The sequence below is a fragment of the Microbacterium sp. Ag1 genome (assembly GCF_001005635.1).
In the GTDB taxonomy this organism is placed as follows: Bacteria; Actinomycetota; Actinomycetes; order Actinomycetales; family Microbacteriaceae; genus Microbacterium; species Microbacterium oxydans.
Map to the genome: position 1 here is coordinate 212,600 of NZ_LBCR01000029.1, position 23,636 is coordinate 236,235.

Annotated in this window: 18 protein-coding genes; 5 read left to right on the forward strand and 13 right to left on the reverse strand. The window is 68.8% G+C overall.

Annotated features, from left to right (window positions below; translation table 11 throughout):
• Window positions 1-7 precede the first annotated feature (7 nt).
• The gene (locus AAY78_RS09885) at window positions 8-1,195 is read left to right on the forward strand and encodes an ABC transporter permease (protein ID WP_046748113.1); all 1,188 of its coding nucleotides are present in this window, start codon (window positions 8-10) and stop codon (window positions 1,193-1,195) included.
• Window positions 1,196-1,339: 144 nt separating this feature from the next.
• Here AAY78_RS09885 and AAY78_RS09890 read toward each other — a convergent pair whose 3' ends face one another.
• Genes AAY78_RS09890 through AAY78_RS09905 form a run of 4 tightly spaced genes read right to left on the reverse strand, consistent with a single transcriptional unit; the run spans window position 1,340 to window position 3,595 of the window.
• Window positions 1,340-2,107, reverse strand: a complete 768-nt coding sequence (locus tag AAY78_RS09890; RefSeq protein ID WP_046748114.1) for an ABC transporter permease — start codon at window positions 2,105-2,107, stop codon at window positions 1,340-1,342.
• The gene (locus AAY78_RS09895) at window positions 2,104-2,877 is read right to left on the reverse strand and encodes an ABC transporter ATP-binding protein (RefSeq protein WP_046748115.1); all 774 of its coding nucleotides are present in this window, start codon (window positions 2,875-2,877) and stop codon (window positions 2,104-2,106) included. The genes AAY78_RS09890 and AAY78_RS09895 overlap by 4 nt, the downstream gene beginning before the upstream one ends.
• Window positions 2,874-3,242 carry a DUF1048 domain-containing protein gene (locus tag AAY78_RS09900; RefSeq protein WP_046748116.1) on the reverse strand — a complete coding sequence of 123 codons (369 nt, stop codon included), beginning with the start codon at window positions 3,240-3,242 and terminating at the stop codon, window positions 2,874-2,876. The genes AAY78_RS09895 and AAY78_RS09900 overlap by 4 nt, the downstream gene beginning before the upstream one ends.
• A gap of 2 nt (window positions 3,243-3,244) precedes the next feature.
• On the reverse strand, window positions 3,245-3,595 hold the full coding sequence (locus AAY78_RS09905) for a PadR family transcriptional regulator (RefSeq protein ID WP_046748117.1): 351 nt from the start codon (window positions 3,593-3,595) through the stop codon (window positions 3,245-3,247).
• Window positions 3,596-4,020: 425 nt separating this feature from the next.
• Here AAY78_RS09905 and AAY78_RS09910 point away from each other — a divergent pair, with 425 nt between their 5' ends.
• Complete coding sequence (locus AAY78_RS09910; RefSeq protein ID WP_046748118.1) at window positions 4,021-9,216, forward strand: beta strand repeat-containing protein; 5,196 nt, start codon at window positions 4,021-4,023, stop codon at window positions 9,214-9,216.
• A gap of 75 nt (window positions 9,217-9,291) precedes the next feature.
• Here AAY78_RS09910 and AAY78_RS09915 read toward each other — a convergent pair whose 3' ends face one another.
• The 5 genes from AAY78_RS09915 to AAY78_RS09935 all read right to left on the reverse strand — a co-directional run bounded on the left by AAY78_RS09915 (window position 9,292) and on the right by AAY78_RS09935 (window position 16,212).
• A complete protein-coding gene (locus AAY78_RS09915) occupies window positions 9,292-11,805 on the reverse strand; it encodes a helix-turn-helix transcriptional regulator (RefSeq protein ID WP_046748119.1) in 2,514 nt (837 codons plus the stop codon).
• Between the two features lie 127 nt (window positions 11,806-11,932).
• Window positions 11,933-13,261, reverse strand: coding sequence for a threonine/serine ThrE exporter family protein (locus AAY78_RS09920; protein WP_052748728.1), 1,329 nt, complete (start codon window positions 13,259-13,261; stop codon window positions 11,933-11,935).
• 20 nt (window positions 13,262-13,281) lie between these two features.
• Window positions 13,282-14,637, reverse strand: a complete 1,356-nt coding sequence (locus tag AAY78_RS09925) for an anaerobic C4-dicarboxylate transporter family protein (protein ID WP_046748120.1) — start codon at window positions 14,635-14,637, stop codon at window positions 13,282-13,284.
• Window positions 14,634-15,374 carry a peptidase E gene (locus AAY78_RS09930; RefSeq protein ID WP_046748121.1) on the reverse strand — a complete coding sequence of 247 codons (741 nt, stop codon included), beginning with the start codon at window positions 15,372-15,374 and terminating at the stop codon, window positions 14,634-14,636. Before AAY78_RS09930 ends, AAY78_RS09925 begins: the two co-directional genes overlap by 4 nt.
• Window positions 15,375-15,474: 100 nt before the next feature.
• Window positions 15,475-16,212 (reverse strand): SGNH/GDSL hydrolase family protein, encoded by a 738-nt coding sequence (locus AAY78_RS09935; RefSeq protein WP_046748122.1) that lies wholly within the window; start codon window positions 16,210-16,212, stop codon window positions 15,475-15,477.
• A 116-nt stretch (window positions 16,213-16,328) separates the two neighbouring features.
• Here AAY78_RS09935 and AAY78_RS09940 point away from each other — a divergent pair, with 116 nt between their 5' ends.
• On the forward strand, window positions 16,329-16,859 hold the full coding sequence (locus AAY78_RS09940) for a hypothetical protein (protein ID WP_046748123.1): 531 nt from the start codon (window positions 16,329-16,331) through the stop codon (window positions 16,857-16,859).
• A 24-nt stretch (window positions 16,860-16,883) separates the two neighbouring features.
• Window positions 16,884-17,282 carry a hypothetical protein gene (locus tag AAY78_RS09945; RefSeq protein WP_156172636.1) on the forward strand — a complete coding sequence of 133 codons (399 nt, stop codon included), beginning with the start codon at window positions 16,884-16,886 and terminating at the stop codon, window positions 17,280-17,282.
• Between the two features lie 171 nt (window positions 17,283-17,453).
• On the opposite strand, the gene AAY78_RS09950 is transcribed toward AAY78_RS09945, so the two are convergent.
• The 4 genes from AAY78_RS09950 to AAY78_RS09965 all read right to left on the reverse strand — a co-directional run bounded on the left by AAY78_RS09950 (window position 17,454) and on the right by AAY78_RS09965 (window position 22,131).
• Window positions 17,454-18,458 (reverse strand): magnesium and cobalt transport protein CorA, encoded by a 1,005-nt coding sequence (locus tag AAY78_RS09950; RefSeq protein ID WP_045263009.1) that lies wholly within the window; start codon window positions 18,456-18,458, stop codon window positions 17,454-17,456.
• A 444-nt stretch (window positions 18,459-18,902) separates the two neighbouring features.
• A complete protein-coding gene (locus AAY78_RS09955; RefSeq protein WP_046748125.1) occupies window positions 18,903-19,928 on the reverse strand; it encodes a Gfo/Idh/MocA family protein in 1,026 nt (341 codons plus the stop codon).
• Window positions 19,925-20,950: a Gfo/Idh/MocA family protein gene (locus tag AAY78_RS09960; protein WP_046748126.1), complete on the reverse strand. Its 1,026-nt coding sequence runs from the start codon at window positions 20,948-20,950 to the stop codon at window positions 19,925-19,927. The genes AAY78_RS09955 and AAY78_RS09960 overlap by 4 nt, the downstream gene beginning before the upstream one ends.
• On the reverse strand, window positions 20,947-22,131 hold the full coding sequence (locus AAY78_RS09965) for an ROK family transcriptional regulator (RefSeq protein WP_046748127.1): 1,185 nt from the start codon (window positions 22,129-22,131) through the stop codon (window positions 20,947-20,949). Before AAY78_RS09965 ends, AAY78_RS09960 begins: the two co-directional genes overlap by 4 nt.
• Before the next feature lie 201 nt (window positions 22,132-22,332).
• Between AAY78_RS09965 and AAY78_RS09970 the strand changes: the two genes are divergently transcribed.
• Window positions 22,333-23,574: an ABC transporter substrate-binding protein gene (locus AAY78_RS09970; RefSeq protein ID WP_046748128.1), complete on the forward strand. Its 1,242-nt coding sequence runs from the start codon at window positions 22,333-22,335 to the stop codon at window positions 23,572-23,574.
• Window positions 23,575-23,636 lie beyond the last annotated feature (62 nt).

The window sequence follows — 23,636 nt, forward strand, 5'->3', positions numbered from 1 at the left end:
GGAGCGGATGCCGCGACTCAGTGTCGTGGACAGCATCCGCACGGCACTCATCGGACCGCGCAGTCGCAAGATGCGCACGGCCCTGTCGGCGCTCGGCGTCGCGGTCGGCATCGCGGCGCTCACAGCCATCACCGGCATCGCCGCATCGAACCAGGCAGAGTTGCTGGCCAAGCTCGACGCCCTCGGGGCGAACATGATCGTGGTGCAGCCCGGGTACGGGCCGGACAACAAGCCCGTCGCGCTGCCCGAGACGGCCGCCGGGATGATCGAGAGGGTGAACGGGGTCGAGCAGGTCGGGGTGCTCGAGAAGGTGCCGGACGACACCGGCGTGTACCGCAACGACCTCATGCCGAAGAGCCAGGGCAACGGGCTGACCGCGTATGCGGCGAGTCCTGACTTCCTGTCGTCGGTGGAGGGGTCGGTCGCGAAGGGGTCGTGGTTCGACGAGACCGACCGCTCGCTGCCGGTGACCGTGCTCGGGTCGGCGGCGGCTGCGCGGATGGGCATCACCGAGCCGGGCGTGCGGGTCTGGATCGGCGAGCAGTGGTACACCGTGATCGGCATCCTCGACTCGGCGGGACTCGCCGAATCGATCGATGCGAGTGCATTCCTCGGCGATCACTGGGCGGCCGAGCACGTGTCGGCGAAGGGCGATGACACGATCGCCTCGATCTACGTGCGCATGACCGACGGGGGCACGGGAGAGAAGGTCCGTGATGCGATCGCCCGTGCGGCGAATCCGTCCTCCCCGTATGTGCAGGTGACCGGACTCGGCGACCTCGCCGGGGCACGGGACACCGCGGATGACTCGCTGTCCGGCCTCGCGGTCGGACTCGCGGCGATCGCTCTGCTGGTCGGAGGGATCGGCATCGCGAACACCATGGTGGTGGCGGTGTTGGAGCGGCGCGGCGAGATCGGTCTTCGACGTGCGCTCGGCGCGCGCTCGGGGCAGATCGCGGGCCAGTTCGTGGCGGAGGCGATCGTGCTCGGCGGGCTGGGGGGCCTGGCCGGGCTGCTGCTCGGGGCAGCGGGTGTGTTCGTCTACGCCTCGGTCCAGGGGCAGGCGGCGACGATACCTTTCCTGGTGCTCCTCGGTGGCCCGCTCGTGGCGCTGGTGGTCGGGGTGATCGCCGGGCTCTATCCCGCGATCAGCGCCGCGCGCCTGTCGCCCACGGCCGCGCTCCGCACGGTCTGAGGCCTGGGTTCGATCGCGCGAGTGGCCCCTCGGACCCGCTCCTGACGGGAGCAGAAGGAAAGGCCTGCGGGCCGCCGAGCGCGGCGAAACGCCCCGGCCGGGGAGAATTCCCCGGTCGGAGCGTTCCGTCTCGCTTGGCGTCGATCAGCTGACCTTCTTCCGGTAGGAGATGATCGCGAACACGTAGGCGACCACGAGGATCCCGACGCACCAGGCGAGGGCGACCCAGATCTCGGACCCGACCGGCTCCTGCGCGAACAGCGCCTGGATGGTGTTGACGATCGAGGTGACGGGCTGGTTGTCTGCGAACCACTGCACCGGTGCCGGCATGGTGTCGGTGGGCACGAACGCCGAGCTGATGAACGGCAGGAAGATCAGCGGGTACGAGAAGGCACTCGCGCCGTCGACCGTCTTGGCGTTCAGGCCCGCGATGATCGCCAGCCAGGTGAGTGCCAGCGTGAACAGCATCAGGATGCCGACGACTCCGAGCCAGGCCCAGAAGCTCGCCCCGGTGCGGAAGCCCATGAGGAATCCGACGCCGAATATGATCGCCAGGGTGATGGCGTTCGCCGTGAGGGACGTGAGCACATGGGCCCACAACACGCTCGATCGGGCGATCGGCATGGAGTGGAACCGCTCGAAGATGCCGCTCTGCATGTCGGTGAACAGCCGGAACGCCGTGTAGGCGATGCCCGACGCGATCGCGATGAGCAGGATGCCGGGGAGCAGGTAGTTCACGTAGTTGTCGACGCCGGTGCTCTGCTGGAGGGCGCCGCCGAAGACGTACACGAACAGGAGCATCAGGGCGATCGGGGTGACTGCCGTGGTGATGATCGTGTCGGGGCTGCGGAAGATGTGCCGCATGGAGCGGCCGGTGAGTGTCGCCGTGTCGGCGGCGAAGTGCGTGGTCATGCTGCCTTCTCCTTTCCGGATGAGGGGCCGATGAGGGTGAGGAAGATCTCCTCGAGGGTGGGCTGCTTCTCGACGTACTCGACCTTCGCGGCCGGAAGCAGGCGCTTGAGTCCGGCGAGGGTGTCGTTCGCGATGATGCGGCCCTCATGGAGGATCGCGATGCGGTCGGCCAGCTGCTCCGCCTCATCGAGATACTGCGTGGTGAGCAGCACGGTCGTGCCGGTGTTCGCGAGCTCCTTGACCACGTCCCACACCTCGATGCGCGCTTCGGGGTCGAGGCCGGTGGTCGGCTCGTCGAGGTAGATGACCTCGGGGTGTCCGACGAGACTCATCGCGATGTCGAGACGGCGACGCATGCCGCCCGAGTAGGTGCCGACCTTGCGCCCGCCGGCATCCGTCAGACGGAACGTGGCGAGCAGGTCGTCGGCGACCTTCCCGGCGTCGGGCAGATGCCGCAGCTTCGCGACGAGCACGAGGTTCTCGCGTCCGGTGAGGATCTCGTCGACCGCGGCGAACTGTCCGGTGAGGCTGATGCGCTCGCGCACTCCGACCGGGTCTGCGGCCACATCCACGCCCTGCACCGTCGCGGTTCCGGCATCCGACTTCAGCAGGGTGGAGAGGATGCGCACCATGGTCGTCTTGCCGGCACCGTTCGAGCCGAGGAGGGCGAAGATGCTGCCCTTCTCGACCTCGAAGTCGACGCCGCGCAGCACGTGCAGATCTTTGTAGGACTTCTCGATGCCGCGCACCGAGATGGCGGGGTTCGTCATGATTCCTCCTTCTTCTTCGCGTCGTCGAACGCCTTGATGAGGCGTGCGCGCTCCTTGTCGATCCACTGGCGTCCGCCGTACGCCGCGGCGTAGTTCTCGGCGAACTCGACCGGGTCGTCTCCGACGATGACGCTGACCGGGGTGCCGTCGAGTGCGGCGCGCTCCCACATGTCGGCGATGTCGAGGAACATCTTCACGATGGTGTCGCCGTCGGTGACGCCGCCGTAATACATGTTGTAGCGCTGCTGCGCCTTCGCCATCTCCCGGTACGGCTCGGGCAGCGCGTTGATGCGGGCCTGTGCCTGCTTGTACAGCTTCTTCTCTTCGAGCGATCCGGTGAGTGCTTCGATCCACTTTGCGGCCATGATCAGTTCTCCTTGTTCGTGGTGTCGGTGTTCGTGCTGTTCAGCTGTTCGATGTGCGTCTTGAGGAAATCCCAGGTCTTCCAGAACTCCTCGAGCTCCTGCCGGCCCTGCGCGTTCAGGGTGTACACCTTGCGGGGCGGACCCTTCTCGCTCGGCACCTTCTCGACGTCGACGAGGCTCTTCTGCTCGATGCGCACGAGGAGTGCGTAGATCGTGCCCTCGGCGATGTCGGTGAATCCGTGGTCGCGGATGCGTGTGGTGATCTCGTACCCGTATGCCGGCTGCTCGGCGAGGAGGGCCAGAACGATGCCCTCCAGAGTGCCCTTGAGCATCTCGGTCATCTGCTTGCCCATCGGTCTCTCCTTTCCTCTCGGTTGGTACTCAGTGTTGCTGGGTACCAGTACAAAGTAACACTGAGTACCGGTACTTAGCAACACTAAATACCAAGTTTCTTCCCACGCTCGACGCCGAGACCCATCGCCTGCGTCGAGACCCACGCCCGCATGCGTCTAGAGCCGTGGGTCTCGACGGCGAGTGTGGGTCTCGGCGCCGGGGCGGGGAGAGGGGGGGAGGGGAGAGGGAGGGGGCACGGGAGAGGGGGGTGAAAAGGCGGGGTGAAAAACCTGCGCCCGCCCGGAACGGACCTCGCGCCCACGCCAGGCTGGCGGTGGCCCGGACCGAGATCACCATGCCCGAATGGTGCTCGGCGGTCGCCTGAGGGGGCGGGGGCTTCCGTGCGCGAACGCGCAGCGGCGAAGCGATGAATGGGGAGACAGTCATGGGATTCCGTGTTGCCCGCAAGGACCACACATCCGATGGCCTTCCGTCCGAGCGGCTCAGCCGCTGGCGGGGCCGCGCGAAGAAGCTGATCGGGGGCGCCGTCAGCACGGCGCTCGTCGCCTCGTCGATGGTCTTCATCGGTGGAACGCTGACCGCCGCTCCCGCGGCCGCGGCCGACCCGTTCCTCTGCACGCCGGGAGCGGTGTACGTGCAGAGCGCCACCGAGGTGCGCGAGTTCGTCGTGAACGAGCAGGGCACACCCGGCAACGGTGGAACGCTCGGTGCCAGCACGCTCGGCGTCGACCACTCCAACAACGCCCTCGGCATCTCCTCGAACGGCCGCTACGCGTACACCGTCACCAACGCCGCCGGCACCAAGACCCTCGCCAAGCACGATCGCGTGACCGACACCACGACCCGCACCACGTTCTCGCTGAACTCGTCCGTGCTCCGCGGCGCCGTGCACCCGGTCACGGGTGTCTACTACTTCGCCAGCGGCACGGTGAACGGCGCCATCAACCTCTACGCGTGGGAAGAGAACGTCACCCCGCAGACCTTCGTCCAGGTCGGAACGCTCCGCCCGACCGCGGGCAGCAGTGCCTTCGGCGCGAACGGGGACATGGCGTTCAGCGCCTCGGGTCAGCTCGTGCTCGTGGCAGACAACTTCATCTACTCCTCCGACCTGCCCACCTCGCTCACCCCGAGCACCGCCACGATCGACGCCAAGCAGGTGCATGACATGGGCGCCGGCGTCCAGGGCAACGGCATCGCGTTCGGAAACCTCGGCCACATCTTCGTCTCGGTCTCGGGCGGCGGAAACCGCATCATCGAGGTCGACCTGCCCCGTGGCGAGACGGTCAACACGACGTCGCTCGGCACGTTCCAGCCCACCGACATGGCGAGCTGCACGTTCCCGAACACGCTCACGCTGAAGAAGGACCTCCCGGAGGGGCGCCACCTCGCCACGGATCAGTTCGCCCTGCGCGTGCAGTCGCCCGCCGGGTACCAGGTCCCCCAGACCGACGCCGTCACGCGCGGTGAGCGCACCGGACTGCAGCCCGACTACGCGGGCCCCGTGTTCACCAACCAGGGCGACGTGTTCCGACTGAGCGAGGCGGCATCCGGCACGACGGATCGCACGAGATACGCCGAGTCCCTCGACTGCGTGCAGGTCAATCCCGACGGCTCGACGGTGCCGGTCGCCGTGACGGCCGACGGTCAGGTGACACAGCCCGCCGGATCGCTCGGCACCGACGTCACCTGCACGTTCACCAACGTGCGCCTCGCTCCGGATCTGGCACTGCGCAAGACCTCCGACCCCGCCCCGGGGGCGGCCGTGCACGCCGGCCAGCGCATCACCTACACGGTCGAGGCGGAGAACACCGGCAACACGCGTCTCGACCCCGTGCAGGTGGCCGACGACCTCTCGGGTGTGTTCACGTCTGCGACCTACCAGGGCGACATCGCCACGAAGATCGACGGAACGACCGTCACCTCCGGCGCCGCGACCGTCACCGGCGACGACCTCGCCTGGACCGGCGTGCTCGAGCCCGAACAGGTGGTCACCATCACCTATTCGGTGATCGTCGACGAGGGCGCCGAAGGCAACCGGATCGCCAACAGCGTCACCGCCTCCGGCACCCCGCCGGGCACGCTTCCCCCGCCCACTCCGCCGACCGTCACGACCGAGCACCCCGTGGCGGGGTACACGGTGGTCAAGACGGCCGACCCGGCATCGGGCACCGTCGTTGAGCCCGGTCAGGTCATCACCTACACGGTTACCGGAACCAACACCGGCGCCACCGTCCTGAACCCGGCATCGATCGCCGACGACCTGTCGGGTGTGCTGGCTCACGCCGCCTACAACTCCGACATCGCGACCACCGTCGGCGGTGCCCCCGTGACCTCTGGGGCGGCGACGATCAACGGGAACGCCCTCTCCTGGACCGGCGCGCTGCAGCCGGGACAGGCCGTGACCATCACGTACTCCGTGACCGTCGGACCGGAGACCTCCGGCAAGATCCTGAAGAACACCGTCAGCGGCACGGCGACGCCGACCACCCCGAAGCCCGGTGACCCCGAGGGCCCGCAGGTGCCGGGAGAGCCGATCGTCCCGCCGACGACGACCACCGAGCACCCGGTCGTCGGCTCGGGCTTCACGATCAGCAAGTCCGCCGACCCCGCGTCGGGCACGGCCGTGTCCGCGGGCGACACCATCACGTACACCATCACCGGTACCAACACGGGTGACACCGACCTCGACCCGGCGAAGATCGTCGACGACCTGTCCGGTGTGCTCGACAGCGCCGCCTACAACGACGACGTCACCGCCGACCGCGGCTCCGTCGCCGTGTCCGGCACCACGCTCACCTGGACCGGCGCCGTTCCGCGCGGCGAGTCCGTCGTCATCCGCTACACCGTCACGGTCGACGCCGATGTCCAGAAGGCGCTGCTTCACAACACCGCCACCGGCACGGCCACGCCGCGCATCCCGGTCGACCCGAGCGACCCCGACGGTCCCACGACTCCTGGCACGCCGATCGTCCCTCCCGCCGTGGAGACGAACCACCCGGTGGTGGACACCGGCTTCGAGGTGACGAAGTCCGCCGATCCCGCCTCCGGCACCGCCGTGCGCGCGGGTGACACCATCACCTACACGATCTCCGGTGTCAACACGGGCAACACCGCACTCGACCCCGCGACGATCGTCGACGACCTGTCCGCCGTCCTGGCGCACGCACAGTACAACGGCGATGTGACGGCCTCCGCCGGCGCGGTCGCCGTCGTCGGCACGACGCTCACCTGGAACGGAGCGCTCGCACCCGGCACTCGCGTCGACATCACCTACACGGTGACGGTCGACGCCGATGCGACCGGCGTGCTGCTGCGCAACACCGTCACGGGTGAGGGCACCCCTCTCATCCCGACCGACCCGACCGACCCCGAGAGCCCGACCACGCCGGGCACCCCGGTGACGCCCCCGCCCTCCACCACGGAGCACCCGGTCGCCACCCCCGGTTTCACGGTGTCGAAGTCGGCCGACCCGGCGACGGGCACGCGTGTCGACCCTGGCAGCGTGATCACCTACACCGTCACGGGCACGAACACGGGCGACACCGTCCTCGATCCCGTCTCGATCGCCGATGACCTGCGCCCCGCGCTGGCTCACGCGGCCTACAACGACGACGTCTCGGCCAGCCGTGGCGACGCCCGCGTGGCCGACGGGGCGCTGTCCTGGAGCGGCACGCTGCGCCCCGGACAGAACGTGGTCATCACCTACTCGGTGACTGTCGACGCGAATGCGGGTGGCGAGACGATCGCCAACACCGTGACCGGCACGGCGACACCGCTGATCCCCACGGATCCGAGCGAGCCGGAGAGCCCGACCACCCCTGGCACGCCGATCACGCCCCCGCCGGCGACCACCGAGCACCCGGTCAACCAGCCCGGATTCACGTTCGCCAAGACGGCCGACCCCGTCGCGGGAACGGCAGTGGACCCCGGCGACGTGATCACCTACACGCTGACCGGCGTGAACACCGGTCAGACGGTGCTCGACCCGGTCGCGATCGCGGACGACCTGTCCAAGGTGCTGCCCTACGCGTCCTACAACGAGGATGCCGCCGCGGTCGTCGCCGGAGCACCGGCAGGAGCAGTGGCGTTCGACGCCGCGAAGCTCAGCTGGTCGGGCGCCCTCGCGGTCGGTCAGACCGTCACCGTCACCTATTCCGTGACAGTGAAGGCCGAAGGCGTCGGCTCCGTGATCGAGAACAGTGCGACGGCGACGGCGACCCCGCCGGGAGGCGAGGAGATCACCCCGCCGCCCGGCACCACGACGAACGCCGTGAACGTGCCCGGATTCTCGGTGTCGAAGAGCGCCGACCCGGCAGCGGGCACGGCGGTCGACCCCGGCAGCGTCATCACGTACACCGTGACGGGCGTGAACACCGGCGAGACCGTGCTCGACCCCGTCGCCATCACGGACGACCTCTCCGGTGTGCTCGCGCACGCCGACTACAACGGCGATGCGACGGCCAGGATCGGGAACACGGAGGCGACGGCACCCGCCGTCACCGGTGAGCGTCTGTCCTGGACGGGCGCGCTCCAGATCGGCGAGACCGTCACGCTCACCTACACGGTGACAGTGAAGGCGGACGCCGGCGGCACCATCATCGAGAACTCGGCATCAGGCTCGGCGACCCCGCCGGGCGGCGTGCCGCCGATCGAGACGCCCCCGGCGACGACGGAGCACCCGGTCAACGAGCCCGGCTTCGAGCTGCGCAAGTCGGCCGATCCCGGCTCGGGCACCAGGGTCGACCCCGGCAGCGTTATCACCTACACGGTGACCGGCGTGAACACCGGTGAGACGGCGCTGGATCCCGTGCGCATCAGCGACGACCTGTCCGGCGTGCTCGACCACGCCGCCTACAACGGCGACGCGACGGCGACCGTGGTCGACGGATCCGCACCCGCTCCTGTCGTGAACGGCGACGAGCTCACCTGGACGGGTGCCCTCGCCATCGGGCAGCGCGTCACGATCACCTACTCGGTGACCGTGAACGGCGACGCGGGCGGTGCGACGATCGCGAACAAGGTCGCAGGTACCGCCACCCCGCCTGGCGGCGGCGAGCTCACGCCTCCGCCCGTGACGACCGAGAACCCTGTCGGCACCCCCGGCTTCGCGTTCCTCAAGACCGCGAACCCGGGATCGGGCACGGCGGTCGCCACGGGAAGCACCGTCACGTACACGCTCGTCGGCACCAACACGGGCGAGACGGGGCTGGACGACGTCGTCATCACAGACGACCTCTCCGGAGTGCTATCGCACGCCGATCTGAAGCCCGGTGCGACCGCGGTCGTCGGCGAGCGGACGGTGGCAGCACCCGTGGTCGACGGTACGCAGCTGCGCTGGACGGGCAGCCTCGCCGAGGGTGAGAGCGTGACGATCACCTACTCCGTGACCGTGCATGCGAACGCGGCGGGTGCGACTCTCCGTAACGCGGCTGTGGGCACGGCCACCCCTCCCGGCGGTGGGACGATCACGCCGCCGCCCAGCACGACCGAGAACCCGGTGCTGACGCCGCTCGCGCTCACCGGTGGAATCCTCGCGCCCTGGGTGCTGGGTCTTGCGATCGCTCTGCTGCTCGGCGGTGCCGTGCTGCTGATCCTGCGTCGACGCCGCTCCCAGGCCTGACGGTCATGAAAGAAGGCCCCGCCCGTCGAACTCGACGGGCGGGGCCTTCCGTGTCTTCCCCGGAAGGGTCTGCGCTTACTCCGGCAGGAGACCGTGACGCGCCGCCTGCTCCACCGCTTCGGTGCGGTCGTGCGCGCCGAGCTTGCGGTAGATGCTGCGGAGCTGTGTCTTGAGGGTGTTCTGCGAGACGCGCAGCTCCAGGGCGATCGCAGGAAGAGATGCGCCGGAGGTGAGGGCGCGCAGCACGACCTGCTCGCGTGACGACAGGCGGGGTCGGGCCGCGAATGACGGCAGCGCGGATCGCAGTGGGAACGTCCCACGGCCGGTCGGGTCGAGGTCGGCTCGCACCGTGCCGAAGTCCTCCGCGCTCAGCAGCACGAGGGGAGTGGTGAGGCCCCGATCGGCGAGTTGGGCGTTCAGCGCCTCGCTCGACGGTTGCGCGGCCGCCGGCGACACCCGGTGCAGGGCGGCGCTCTGCACCGCCGAGGCCTCTGCGCGTTCCCTGGCGTTCGTGGGGCGCAGGCGGGTCTGTCCCAGAAGCCGGACCACGTCGGCCGCCTTGCCGTCGATGAGGGCCAGGCGTGCCCGCTTCAGGACGGTTGCGAAGCGGTCGGGGATCGCATCCCGTTGCACCACGGCCTTGGCCGCGTTCACGTCGCCGAGGGCGAGATGGAGGAGGATCCGGGGGCGCGACAGTGCCTGGCGCACGTGCGGTGCACCGGCCTCCTTGCCCCGCAGACGCGCGAACGACTCCAGGCGCTCCAATCCCGCGGCGGCATCGCCCTCGTGCAGAGCGATCCATGCCTCGACGGAGGCCATCGTCGTCCAGTGCTCGCTGGTCGCGCGGTACGGCTCGAAGTACCTGATGTGCTGCTTCGCGGCAGCGAGATCGCCGTCCTCCACCGCCAGCATGGCCTCGGCCACACGGTAGAACGTGCCGCGGTAGCTGTCGAGCAGCGCCGCGTCCCAGCCGCCGTCTCTGATCAGGGAGACGTAGTGCCTGGCCTCGGGGAGGTCTCCGTTCAAGGCGTGCACGCCGGCGAGGAGGCAGATGCCGTGGAAGCCGTTGCTGCCCCCGTGCGCGGCGGCGAGGGCGGTGGCCTGCTCCCAGAGGTGGATGGCCTCCTCCTGCTGCCCGCCGTAGTAGAGGGAGATGCCCAGGTGCGTGCACAGCAGCGGCATGTCGCGGGCGTACTGCTGCCACTGCGATTCCGGGGTCTCGTTGAACAGGGCCAGAGATCGGGCTGCCACCTGTGCGGCGCGCTCAGGTCGTCCGATGGCGCGCAGCGACGCACTCTCGGCCGCCCAGATGAAGATCCGCTCCGTGGCCGAGAGCGTGGTCCGTCGGGCGTTCGCGGCCGCCACCGCGATGCGCAGCAGCTGGAGTCCGCGCTGGCGCCGCAGGCGGCTGGGCTTCAGGCACATCCCGAGCAGCATGGCCACCAGCGGCTCCTGCTTCAGCCGTGCCACCGGTACGTCGCCCAGCAGTTCGACGACACCGTTCCGATCTCGGTGCAGCAGTCGGTTCCACCCCGACATCGTGACGTGGGTCGCGAGGCGCAGGTCGTCGTCCTCCACGGCGAGCCGCAGCCCTTCGAGGGGCAGGTCGCGGCGCACGGCGCCTTCTGCGGCGATGCGCCTCAGCCCGGGGACTTCGTCCCGGAGGGCTGTGCGGAGCTCGCGTCGCAGCATCCCGCGCGTCAGGGGCGTGAGCTCGAACGAGCTGCGGCCGTCGGCAGCCCAGCGGCCGAAACCGAACATCTCAGCCTGGTCCAGCGCCCTCACGATGTCCGGATCGCCGGTGAGCGCCGTGGCGAGCGGAACGTCGACGGAATCGGTGACGCTGATCCGGAGCATGCCTCGAAGCGCCTGCGGGTCGAAGCCGCACTCGGCGAGCCTGTCCTGCAGGTAGTCCTCGATCACCGTGGTGGCGGCTCGCAAGGACGCGGCATCCATGCCGGTCCCCCGCAGCGCCAGGGCGCGGATGAGCGCGGGGAATCCTCCCGTCGCCTCTCGCGTCGCAGCCGCGGTGTCCTCGTCCACGTCGAGCGCGCGACGGATCTCCTCGTCGTCGAACATGAGCTCTTCGGGAGCGACTAGCTTCGTGTCGATCAAGAGATCGAGGCCCTCGTTGTCGAAGGGGCTCGGCCGATTCGTGGCGACGATCAGGCGAGTGCGGGGAGCGGCTCCCACGGCGCGACACAGCGCGAACGCGCCATCGCGCTCGACGGCGGCAGCATCGTCGAGCACCACGACCAGGTGGCCCTCCGCCTCGTGCAGGCGCGCGGTCACGGCGGCCCAGCCCTCGTCGCCGTCGTCCCGCCGGTCGGCTCCGGGCAGGACGCGCAGCAGCGCTCCGGCGAGTGCCTGACTCCTCGTGATCGCCGGCGTCACGGTCAGCCATACGACGTGGGCGGATGTGGTGGCCGCCCAGTCCACCAGGGCCGTGGTCTTGCCGGAGCCGGACGCCGAGCGGATGAGTGTGAGGGGCGTCTCGGTCTCGAACGCGGCGCTCAGTCGCGGACGCCTGATGGCGTGCGCCGATACTCGCGGTATATGTCCGTCCCCCTGCGCGACAAATGCCGACACCCCGTACCTCCCCAGGTCCCCCCCCTCTACGATATGCCGAAATCCCGGACGGACAAGCGACGCCCGCCGGGACAGCGACGAACGCAGAGACGAGCGATGCCGGGCGAGGGGAGCGTGTCCGTGACCGTCAGCGGTGACCGTTCCGGCGCCAGGGCGCCGTGATCCGCGACCACAGGTTCGGAGCAGGGGCGCTCTCGTCCGAGGCGGAGGGAAGGGCGACGGCGAACTGCACGATCTCCTCGGCGCCGTGGTGCACGACACGGTACAGCGCGGTGCCGATGAGCACGCCGAGCGCGATCGACATGACCGAGACCAGCGCCGTGGTGAAGTCGGAGAGTCCACCGTCGGTCGCGACCGCCTCCGTGAGCCCGACGAGCCCGGCAGCCCCGGGGACCAGCAGCCAGAAGGCCGGGAGGAAGGTGAGCTGCGACGGTGCTCCGTGGCGGAGGGTCGCGATCCACAGCACGACGGGGGTCATCGCGACGGCGCCGACGAACCCGCCGACCGTCGCGCCCACGAACTCGGTGCCGGCCCACTGGCCCGTGTAGGCGACGACGAGCGCGAGAAGGACCCACCCGAAGGTCGATGGCGGCGCGGAGAAATGCAGATAGTTCCCGAGCGCGAACACGAGGATCCCGATGAGCGCCACCCACCACGGGAGCGGCGAGCCCCCGTCGAGAGCTTCGTACGAGGACGAGTCGACTCCCACGACGGTGCCGGCGGCGAGGATGCCGAACGCCAGCAGTGCCAGCTGCACGAAGCCGTAGACCAGTCGTGAGGCGCCCGAGATCATTTGCCCCGCTGCCAGCTCCACGGTCGCGCTCGTCAGCACGCCGCCGGGCAGGAAGGTGACGAGCGGGGCGATGAGCAGATGTATAGGGTCCCCGATCTCGATCACCTCGGCCAGGAGGAAGACCGCGGTGGCGCACGCGAACGCCGCGACCACGGGCATGATCAGCTGCAACGTCGGGGAGCGGACCAGCTTCAGCAATCCGATCACCGCTCCGAGCACGAACGCGACGATCACGCCCTGCCACGTGGGGGCGAGCAGGAGAGAGAGCCCCGTCGTCAGCACCGCATGTCCGAACGTGCGGGTGATCCAGCCGAGCCGCGGGCGCATCGCGCCGATCTCGTTCAGGCGTCTGATGCCGTCGAGCGGGGTGACCGAGCCGGTCTTCGCCTGGGCGATCAGCTCGTACAGGGCGGCGATCTGATCGAAACGGAACGAGGCGTTCGTCGCCGAGCGGATCGCGACGCGCGACTCATCGGACTCGCCGCTCTCGATCAGGATGATCGTCGGCAGCACAACGAAGTCGGCATCGTCGCCGCCATAGGCCCTCGCCACCTCTGCGATGACGTCGCGGATGCGATCGACCGACTCGGCGGAGGCGTTCATGCCCTGCGCCAGCCCCAGCAGGAACTGGCGCAGTGTCGCCCGGTCGAGGCCGTCGGTCATGTCGTGGCCGGCCGCTCGACTCAGGTGAACAGGAACGAGAGCGGCACACCGACGATGATCGCCACAACGACATAGATGAGGTTCGGCAACTGGAACGAGTGGTCGAAGACGAACTTACCCATCTTGGTCGTGCCCGTCTGGTCGAACGCGACGGTGGCCACCTGGCTGCCGTTGGCCGGCAGCGTGTAGATGCCCATCGCCGCCGGCCACAGGCCCACCAGGAGGGAGGCGGGGAGGCCGATCGTGATGCCGATCGGCACTATCGCGTTCGTCGCGCTCGACTGGCTCGTCGTGAGCATGGCGACCGCGAAGAGGGCGAGTGCGAACAGCAATGCACCGAGGAACGCCGACGAGCCGGAGACCACGGAGCCGAGGCCGTCGACGATGAGGGTCTGGTTCGCGGCGACGAAGGTGTTCGCCAGCCAGGCGATGCCGAACAGGGCGATCGCTCCGACGATACCGGCGGGAAACGTCGGCTGCTTGGGCACATCTGCTGCCTTGACCTTGCAGAAGACGAAGATCAGGGCGGCGATGATGCCCATCACGACCTCGATGATGACCGTGACGCTGAGGCGCACCGGATCGCCGGCGTCATCGGTCCCGATGACCGGACGCAGGTTCTCGAACAGGCCGAAGAGCACGATCACAGCGACGCCGGCGAGGAACAGCGAGGCCGAGAGCACCGCGGTGGGAGGCAGCTTTTTCTCGTGCGCGTCGGTCTCCGGCGGCTTGATCTGGTGATCGGCGAGGCGCTTCTGGAACTCGGGGTCGTCTTCCAGGTCTTTGCCGTGGCGCATCATCACGAGTGCCGCCACGAAGAGGCCGACGATGGAGGCGGGCCACATGATCAGCAGCAGTCCGCCGAGGTCGACGCCCTGCGGGGCGAGCAGCACCACCATCGAGGCGGTCGCGGCGGACACGGGAGAGCACAGGATGCCGACCTGCGAGGCCACGGCCGACACCGAGAGCGCCCGCTCCGGGCGGATCTTCTGCTGGTATGAGACGTCGTAGATGACCGGTAGCAGCGGGTAGAAGATGTTGCCCGTTCCGGCGCCGACGGTGAACAGGAACGACATCGCCGGGGCGAGGAAGACCACCGATCGGGGTCGGCGTCTGATCACCTTCGCCGCGACCGACACCATCCAGTCGATGCCGCCGGCCGCCTGCATGGTCGATGCCGCCGTGATGACCGTGATGACGATGAAGACCGCGTCGACCGGGGCGTTGCCCGGTGCTTCGCCGAAGACGAAGACGAGCACGGCGACGCCGACGAGCCCCCAGACGCCCAGACCGATCCCGCTCGTGCGGGTCCCCATGAAGATCGCGAGGATGACGACGATGAGTTCGGCGACGAGGATCCACACGTTGTCGTTCATGACGACGGTCCCTTCACGATGGGCGCAGCGCCTCTGAGCACCTCGGTGGGCAGCTCGGTCTCGACGATCTTCCCGCCTATGGCCTCCACGCGAAGGGCGAGGGCATCGTCGACCGGGCTCACCGCGGTGACGAACTCGGAGTTCTCGAAGTGCAGCGACTGCAGGTTGCCGACCGCGTACCCCGTCGAGAGCTCTCCGCTGAGCAGGGACGCGTGGAAGAGGGGACGCCGCTGGTCCTCGGCGTCGTAGTGCGGGCAGAAGCTGCCGTGCAGGAAGCCGAGTCCCTCCGGCAGCACCTGCAGGGTGGGTCCGTAGCTGTCGGTGGTCCCGCCCTCGAACCAGCAGATGCCTCCTGCACTGCCGCCCGTGAACACCACGTTCGAGTCGGGGTCCTCCCACATCTCGCGCATGATCTCGTCGAGGCCCTGGCGCTTCCACACGTCGAGCATGTTGGCGGTGTTGCCGCCGCCGACGTGGATCACGTCGAAGCCATTCACGAAACCGGCCAGGTCGTCGACCGCGCGGTGGAACAGGGGGAGGTGGTGCGGCGCGCACCTGTCGGAATCGTACGTGGAGTAGAAGCTCACGATGTAGGCGGAGTCGTCGCCGGTGGCCGTGCCGACGAAGAGGACTCTCGGTCTCTCCTTGCCGGTGAGGCCGAGGATGTAGTCGTGCGTCGGGTCGTTCCGACGCTCCATCATGGCCTTGCCGGCCCCGGTTGCCACCACGTGAGACATGCCCCCACCTCTCCGACTACGAATGCGCTCAACCTAGTGCGGTGCCGAGCGTCGCGTCCAGCGGTCTTTCGTCCACCGCGGGTGAGGGCGTCCGCGAGGTCTAACCGCTCAGTCGAGCGGTGGCGACGAGTCCCTCGAGGAGTGCGAAGGTGCGTGCGCGCGGTGCTTGCGGGTGGATCCGGAGGCCGCGCGCGAGTTCCAGGGCGAGAGCCGCGTGACCCTCCGTGTTCGGGTGGAACGGGTCGTTCATCAGTCCCCACGGCACGGAGCCGGCGCCGAGCTCGGCGAAGCGGGCGTACTGGTCGATGAGGATCACGTCCTCACTCACGGCGACCTGGCGTACAGCTTCGGCGAATTCCCCGATGCGCGCCCGTTCCGGAGCGTTGCGGATGTCGATCGCCGGCGGTGTCTGCAGGACGGGGACGGCGCCGAGAGCACGCACGCGGGTGACGAAGTCGCGCAAGGACGCCGCGTAGTCGTCTGCCGTGATGACCTCGCGCGGCCCGCCGTCGGAGGCGTCGTTCGTGCCGATCATGAGGGTGACGACATCGGGCCGCCACGACGCGATGCGACGATCCCAGTCATCGAGCAGGTCGACGATGCGATTGCCGCTGATCGCGGTGTTGATCACCACATCGCGCACACGCTCCAGCTCGCCGCGGATCAGCTCGTGCAAGTGCTCCGGGTAGCTGCGGCCGCCCTGCGTGTGCACCAGGCCGTGCGTGATCGAGTCGCCGGTGATCACCCAGTTCAGGGGCTGTGGGCCCTCGAGCGCCGCGGCGATGCGGAGGAGATCGGAGGCGGCGGATGCGGGGGCGGAGGGCTCGACGTTCGGCACGGCACCGAGCCTATCGGCAGGGCGGTGCGGGTGATCGGCGCCGATCGAGGCGCTTGCATTCCGGCGGCCTCGCGGCTCGCAGCTCCCGCACGAGCGAGATGCGAAAGACTGGAGCCATGACTTCGCCTGCACTCGACACCCTCCTGGCCCGCATCGTCGAAAGCGGACTGCTCGAGGATCCGATCGCCGAGAACGGGCTGGTGTACGGGCGCGCGATCATCGACGCCGCCGGTACGACCGTCAATGTGAACGTCGATCCGGAGCTGGAGGACGTCCAGAGCGATGACGTGGATCATGAGGCGCTGGTTGCGGCAGTCGCCCGCACCCTCTCGGTCGGGGAGTCTCGATGGCGCTCGATCATCGACGAGATCGTCGCCGACATCGAGGATGCCGTCGGCGACGAGCCCGTCGCCGAACAGATCGACTTGCGCGATGATCTCGAGGCCACCTCGGTCGTCGTGTTCGCCGACGCGGTGCTGCTCGCCTTCCTCGCCCCGAAGCAGTTCCCCGAGTCGCGCATCCTGGTGCAACTCGACGACGACTTCGAGGTCGACGGCGTCGAGGTGCGCGAGCTCGACGGTTCCGAGGCCGCCGATTTCGACACCCTCGACGACCTGCTCGACGAGATCAGCCGCTCCGACAGCTGACGGCTGCGGGCCGGCCTCCTGCTGATGACCACCAATCCTCGTCCTGCGTCTCCACAGCGTCGTTTCGGGGGAAGGTCAGGGACGACGCTGTCCGTGCTGGGCGCGCTCGCCGCGGGGTTCGCGGTCGCCTGGTGGGGGACCACGGTCCAGCGGATCCCCGTGAGATCCGACGCCGACCTCACATCCGTCCCCTTCGGCTTCCCTCTTCCGTGGGTCTCGCAGGACCATTCCTCCAACCCTTTCGCCTCCTATCCGGCAGAGGTGGTTCTGCGCCTGACCGGTCGAACGGGCATCGCCTACCCGACCGACTACGAGTGGTTGCCGTTCATCGCCGATGGTGTGATCTGGGGTGCGGCGTTCTGGCTGGTGGGCATGGTCGCTCTACCCGCACTGATCGCAGCATTCCGCCGAGAGCGCGGCTGAGGTCTGTGATCAAGAGCGGTTGATCCGGGGGTGTCGGAGCCGAATCTGGCGGTGAGGGCCCCACTGCCGCGTGACGACGGCGATCATGAGGAGAGGTCGGATCCACCGACGCTGCGCACGATGCCGGTGCCGTAGCAGATGTGGTTTGCGCGAGCGAGTGAGAGCAACCCGTCACAACCACTTCTTGTACTTGAACACCCCGAACAGGCCGACCGCGAAGGCGAGCATCGCGCCGATCGCCATCGGGTAGCCGAAGGCCCAGTGCAGCTCGGGCATCACGTCGAAGTTCATCCCGTACACGGTGCCGACCAGCGTCGGGGCGAAGATGATCGCCGCCCAGGAGGAGATCTTCTTGATCTCGTCGTTCTGCGCCAACCCGGCCTCGGTCTGACGCCGGGCGACCAGTGCGGAGTGCACGGTCAGCGCGTTCTCCAGGATCGCCCGGAACGAGTCGATCTTCTCGTTGACACGGATCGTGTGGTCGAGCACATCGCGCAGGGAGCGCTGCAGCTCCTCATCGATGCGGTACTTCGCAGAGCCCCGACGCAGCCACTCCAGCATGCCGTTCAGCGGATGCACCGCCCGCTGGAAGTTGATCACCTCGCGGGACAGCTCGTAGATGCGGCGGGAGAGCGCGCTGTCGTCGTCGCCGTCGCCGAAGAGCTGGTCCTCGATCTCGTCGATGTCGTTCAGCAGCCCTGCCACGATCGGCTCGTACCCGTCGACGACCTCGTCGAGGATCGCGTAGAGCACGGCCTCCGGTCCCATCGCGAGCAGCTCGGGGTTCGCCTCCATGCGGGCGCGCACGGCGGCGAGGTTCGGGGATTCGGCGTGCCGGATCGTCACCACGAAATCGGGGCCCACGAACAGGTGCAGCTCGCCGAACTCGATCGACTCCTCCTTGTCGCGGTACCGGGCGGGGCGGAGGACGGCGAACAGGGTGTCGCCGTAGCGCTCCACCTTCGACCGCTGGTGGCCGGACAGGGCGTCCTCGACGGCCAGCGGATGCAGATCGAACTCGCGAGCGACGGACGCCACTTCCTCCGGGCTGGGTCGGTACAGGCCGATCCACGCGATGCCTCCGGCGGCGTCCAGCATCCGGTAGGTCTCGTCCAGGTTCTTGGGGGTCTCCACGCGACGTCCGTGGACGTACACGCCGTTGTCGATGAGGGCCATGATCGGCTCCGTTCTCGCAGGCGCACGGCAGCGGAGAGCTCCGTGCGCGGTTCGTCAGGGGGCGGATGACGCCGCCGACGGCTGCGGGGAAGGACGTGCGAAAGCGGACCAGAGGGTCAACGCGCTAGCGCAGGGAGTCTCGACGCAGCGAAGGCGGCGTCGTAACTATCACCGGACATCGCCATCACCACCTTTCGGGACTCGTCGGGCCGAACGGCCCAAGGGGTCAGCATACTCCTCGATGCTGAGCGCCGGCCCCGCTGCGGCTGCCTCGACCCGCCGGCTATCAGGATCCGCCTTCGTTCGGGTCGAAGGCGGATCCTGATCTGCCGACTCGCGGCGCCCCGACCGCAGTCGGGTGATCGGGCGTGCGGCCCGGTTCAGTCAACACCGTATAGCGACCTTTGTCCAGGGTCGATAGACGATGGTCGGAGCTTCGGTGGATCAGACGAGCGTGACGACTTCGCCGCCGCGAGCCGCCGAAGCCTGGGCGGCCTTGGCGATCTCGACCGTACGGATGCCCACGCCGGCGTCGGGCTGCGGCTGGCATCCCTGGCGCACGGCGTGCACGAACTCGTCGAGCAGGAGCGCGTCGAGGTCGGCGCCCACAGGGCTCCATGTCTCGCCGTGCGCATCGTGCCCGGCGACGCCCTTGGCGAAGGGACTGATGGTCACGGTGCCGCGCTCGGCGATCACCTGCAGGGTGAGTCCACCCCAGGTGGCCGAGCTCATCGGCCAGCTCCAGGAGCAGTCGATCGTGGCGATGACCCCACTCGGGTACTGGATCGTCACCAGGCCGCCGGTCTCGACCTCGAGGTCGCGCTCCGCATGCAGGATCCCGTTCGACACGGCGCGGACGGACTGGGCACGCTCGCCGAGCAACTCGTCGAGCAGGTCGGCGCAGTGCACGACATGGTCGACGAGTGCGCCGCCCCCCGCCAGCTCCGGATCCGTGAACCAGGTCCGGTCCTGCGGCAGCTTGCCGTTGTTGATCCCGGTGACGCCCAGCACCGTGCCGAGGCGTCCGCTGCGCAGCTCGGCGATCGCGTCGCGCACGCTCGGGGCGAATCGCACCGGATAGGCGACCATCAGGATCACACCGGCACGCTCGCACGCCTCGCGCATCGCGATCGCATCCTCGACCGTCGTGGCCAGGGGCTTCTCGCACAGCACGTGCACCCCGGCGGCGGCCGCGCGCTCGACGAGGGCGCGGTGTCGGGAGTTCTCCGCGGCGATCACGACCGCATCGGGTTTCCAGGCGAAGGCCTCGTCGTATGTCTCGACGTAGGCGACGCCGAGCTCCGCGGCCAGCGTCGCTCCTCGGGGTGCGTCGTCGGGCGCCGTGGCACCGTCGGGGTCGGCGGCGATCAGCTCGACGCCGGGCATCGCGTTGAGCGCGTGGACGTAGCTCAGAGCGTGCGTGTGCGCGAACGAGAGGACGGCGATCCGCAGCGGGGTGGTGGCGGTCATCGAGTGGCCTCCTCGGCCGTGCGTGCAGATGATGCGGGAGTGGTGACGGTCAGAGCGACCGGGGCGCCGGAGGCGATCGAGGCGTACGCGCCCTCGGCGACGGCGACGGCCTCGATTCCGTCCGCCGGGCTGACCCTGGCGTCGCGCCCCTCGCGCAGGGCGGCCACGAAGTCGGCGATCTCGGCGAAGTACGGGCTCTCCTGCGGCGACATCGGCGGCAGGTAGTCGGTGTCGGCTTCGGGAAGCACGGCGTCGGTGCGCAGCGCGTTGTCCTCGGCGCTGTCGTAGCGCAGGCGACCCTCCGACCCCGCGACCTCGACGCTCGTGCGGAACGGCATACCCGGCGCGACCCAGCTGCCGTGGATGTGACTGATGACGCCGCTGCGGTGCGTGAGCACGACGTGCGCCGTCACCGGTGCGGGCACGTGGTCGTCGACGGTCGGCGGGTTCTGCACCGCGTAGACCGACTCGACGGGGCCGGCGAACCAGACCGCCTGGTCGATGTCGTGGATCATCAGGTCGCGGATGACACCGCCGCCCGCGCGCTCCGAGAAGAACCACGGGGTCTGCGGGGCGGAGCCTGCCCGACTGAACCGCTGCACGGCGAGCGTGCCGATCCGACCGGCGTCGATGCCTGCCTTGATCTGGGCGTACTCGCCCATGTACCGAACGACATGGGCGGGGAACAGGCGCACGCCCGCTTCGTCGGCGGCGCGGGCGACGGTCGCTGCGATCTCAGCCGTCTCCGCGAGCGGCTTCTCGCAGATCACATCGAGCCCGCGGGCGATGGCGCGCAGGGCGAAGTCGGCATGCGTGCTGCTCGGGGTCACGATGTCGACGATGTCGACCAGGCCGAGGAGGGTGTCGACATCGTCGACGAGCTCGAACCCGTACTCCTCGGCGATCTCCTCGGCACCCGCGAGCGAGGTGACGTAGCCTTCCGCCCCGAACGCCCGCCAGGCGTCGGCGTGCACGCGGGAGATCCCTCCCGCGCCGATGAGTCCGACCTTCAACGTGCTCACTGCTTCTCCTCGGTTGTCTCGTCGGTCGGGTCAGCGGCTTCCGAAGATGCGACCCGCAGGGGGGTGATCGGCGGAGCCGGCATGTCCTCGATGCCGTAGATCTCGGCGGCGAGCCGCTGGAAGGCGTGCACCACCGCTCCGTGGGCGGCGGCTTCGGCGCCCAGTCGTGCTTCCGCGATCGGCACCTGGAACGGCAGGCCGAGGTGGCCGGGCAGTGCCGCGCGCAGGGGGTCGAGCAGCTGCTCATGCGCGGCCGAGAGTCCGCCGCCGATCACGATCATGGCCGGGTCGACCGTCATGATCAGCGTCGCGATGCCATGGGCGAGCTCGCCGATGAATCCGTCGATCTCCTGCTGTGCGGCCGCGTCACCGCCGCGCGCCTTCGCGAAGACCTCGGCAGCGGTCGGGGCGGTGCGCCACGTGATCTGGCCCGTCTCGGTGTTCAGTCCCCGGAAGGCGAGGCGGCCGATGTCGCCCGCGGCGTTGTGGATTCCGCGGCGCGGGCGTCCGCCGAGGATCAGTCCCATCGCGATGCGATTGCCGACCGACAGGTAGATGACGTCGTCGACGAGCTGCGCGACACCGAGGTGATGCTCGGCGACGGCCGCGAGACGAACGCCGTTGTCCACCGCGACGGGGCAGCCGAACGCCTGGCGCAGCTGGGAGCCGATGTCGATGCCCGACCACTCGGGGATGACGACCGAGGTGGTGACGCGTCCCGTGTCGTCGACGATGCCGGGAAGCGAGACGCCGACCGCGCGGACCTTCGATCCCGGGATCGAGACCGCGGAGAGCGTACCCCGCACGTCCTCGATCACGGCAGCCAGCTTGGACGCGCCATCGGGCCGCTCGGCCACGCCGGGGAAGCTGCGCTGCGCGATCACGTGTCCGGCCAGGTCGGCCAGCACGACGCGCACGCTCGCGACCCCGATGTCGACGCCGACGACGGTTCCGGCTGCGGCGTGGAACGAGTAGCGGCGGGCCGGCCGACCCGCGCCGCCGGCGTTCTGCGCGGGGGCGTCGACGATCAGACCGGAGTCGGTCAGGGCAGTCACGGCATTCTCGACGGAGGTGCGCGAGATCTCGAGGGAACGAGACAGATCGTTGACGGTGGCGGGGCCGGAATCACGCAGCTGCAGTGCGGATCGAGCAACGATCGAAAGCGGACCTGTCACGGCCATGTGCTGCCCCCTCTTCTCCGGCTTCGTTGCGATCAACGTCGGGTGCGATCAAATTAGCACACCGAATTCTCAGATCAAGCTTTGTTGTTCTCGAACCGGAAACACCGCTGAAACACGGGCCTGAGAACTTGTACTTGACGAATTATCCCATTGCAGTGTCATAATGAACCGTACTCAGCACGGTATAAGCAAAGGAGCACCATGCGCGTCAGCAAGATCACCGGCGTCGTCGCGGGATTCGCGGCCGCCACCCTGTTGGCCGGATGTTCGGCCGGCGGAGGCAACACCGCAGAGGGTGAGCAGGACATCACGGTCTGGCTCTACCCGGTCATCGCCGACGAGGCGGTGCACAAGGACTTCTGGGACTCGACCATCGCCGACTTCGAGAAGCAGAACGAGAACGTCAACGTGAAGTACGAGATCTTCCCGTGGGCCAACCGCGACGAGGCGCTGCAGACGGCGATCGCCGCAGGCAAAGGGCCCGACGTCGTCTACCTGATCCCCGACCAGCTCGCGGCGTACCAGAAGTCGATCGCTCCGCTCAACGATCTGCTGAGCCAGGAGCGTCAGGACGACCTGCTGCCGAACGTGAAGAAGTCGGTCACGCTCGACGGCGACATCCTCGGCGCGCCCATCCTCACCAGCGCCCAGCCCCTCATCTGCAACGCCGCCGCCTTCGAGGCCGCCGGTGTCACGGAGTACCCCGAGACCTGGGACGACATCACTGCGATGGCGCCGAAGTTCACGGAGAAGGGCATGTACGCCCTGAACTACCCGGCATCGGCCGAGAACACCCTGAACCTCACGTACTACCCGCTGCTGTGGCAGGCCGGTGGCGAGGTCTACACCAAGGACGGCGACGTCGGCTTCGACAGCAAGGAGGGCGTGCAGGCGCTCACCTTCCTCACCGACCTGGCAGAGGCCGGTGCGCTCGACCCCGAGGCGCTCACCACGAACGTGCCGCTGGAGCAGACCGCGGTCGCTCAGGGCAAGGTCGCCTGCACCTGGAACAACGCGGTCAACGAGGTCGTGCCGTTCTGGGGCGAGGAGAACGTCAAGGTGCTGGCGCCGCTGACCGAGAAGGAGTCCGTGGCCTACGGCACGGTCGGCTCGCTCTCGGTGCTCAAGGGCTCCAAGGCGCAGGACGCGGCGGCCAAGTTCGTCGAGTACGCCACCGGTGCGGACGTCGTCGAGCCCTACCTCAAGGCAGCCGGCTACTTCTCGGCGCTCAGCACCACCGAGCCTCTGTACGCGGATGACCCGCTGCTCGGCGAGGTGGAGAAGTACGTCCCGGACACCACCGTGGGTGAGCTCAACGCCTCGTCCCGCGCGCTGATGGGTGTGCTCGCACCCGAGATCCAGGCCGCCCTCCTCGGCGACAAGTCTCCCGAGGACGCATTGAAGGATGCCGCGACGGCTGCGGCTCCTCTGATCAAGAAGTAGTCGATCGAGAAAGTAGTCGACCGGGGGCATGCGGAACCCGAACTCCGCATGCCCCCGCACCC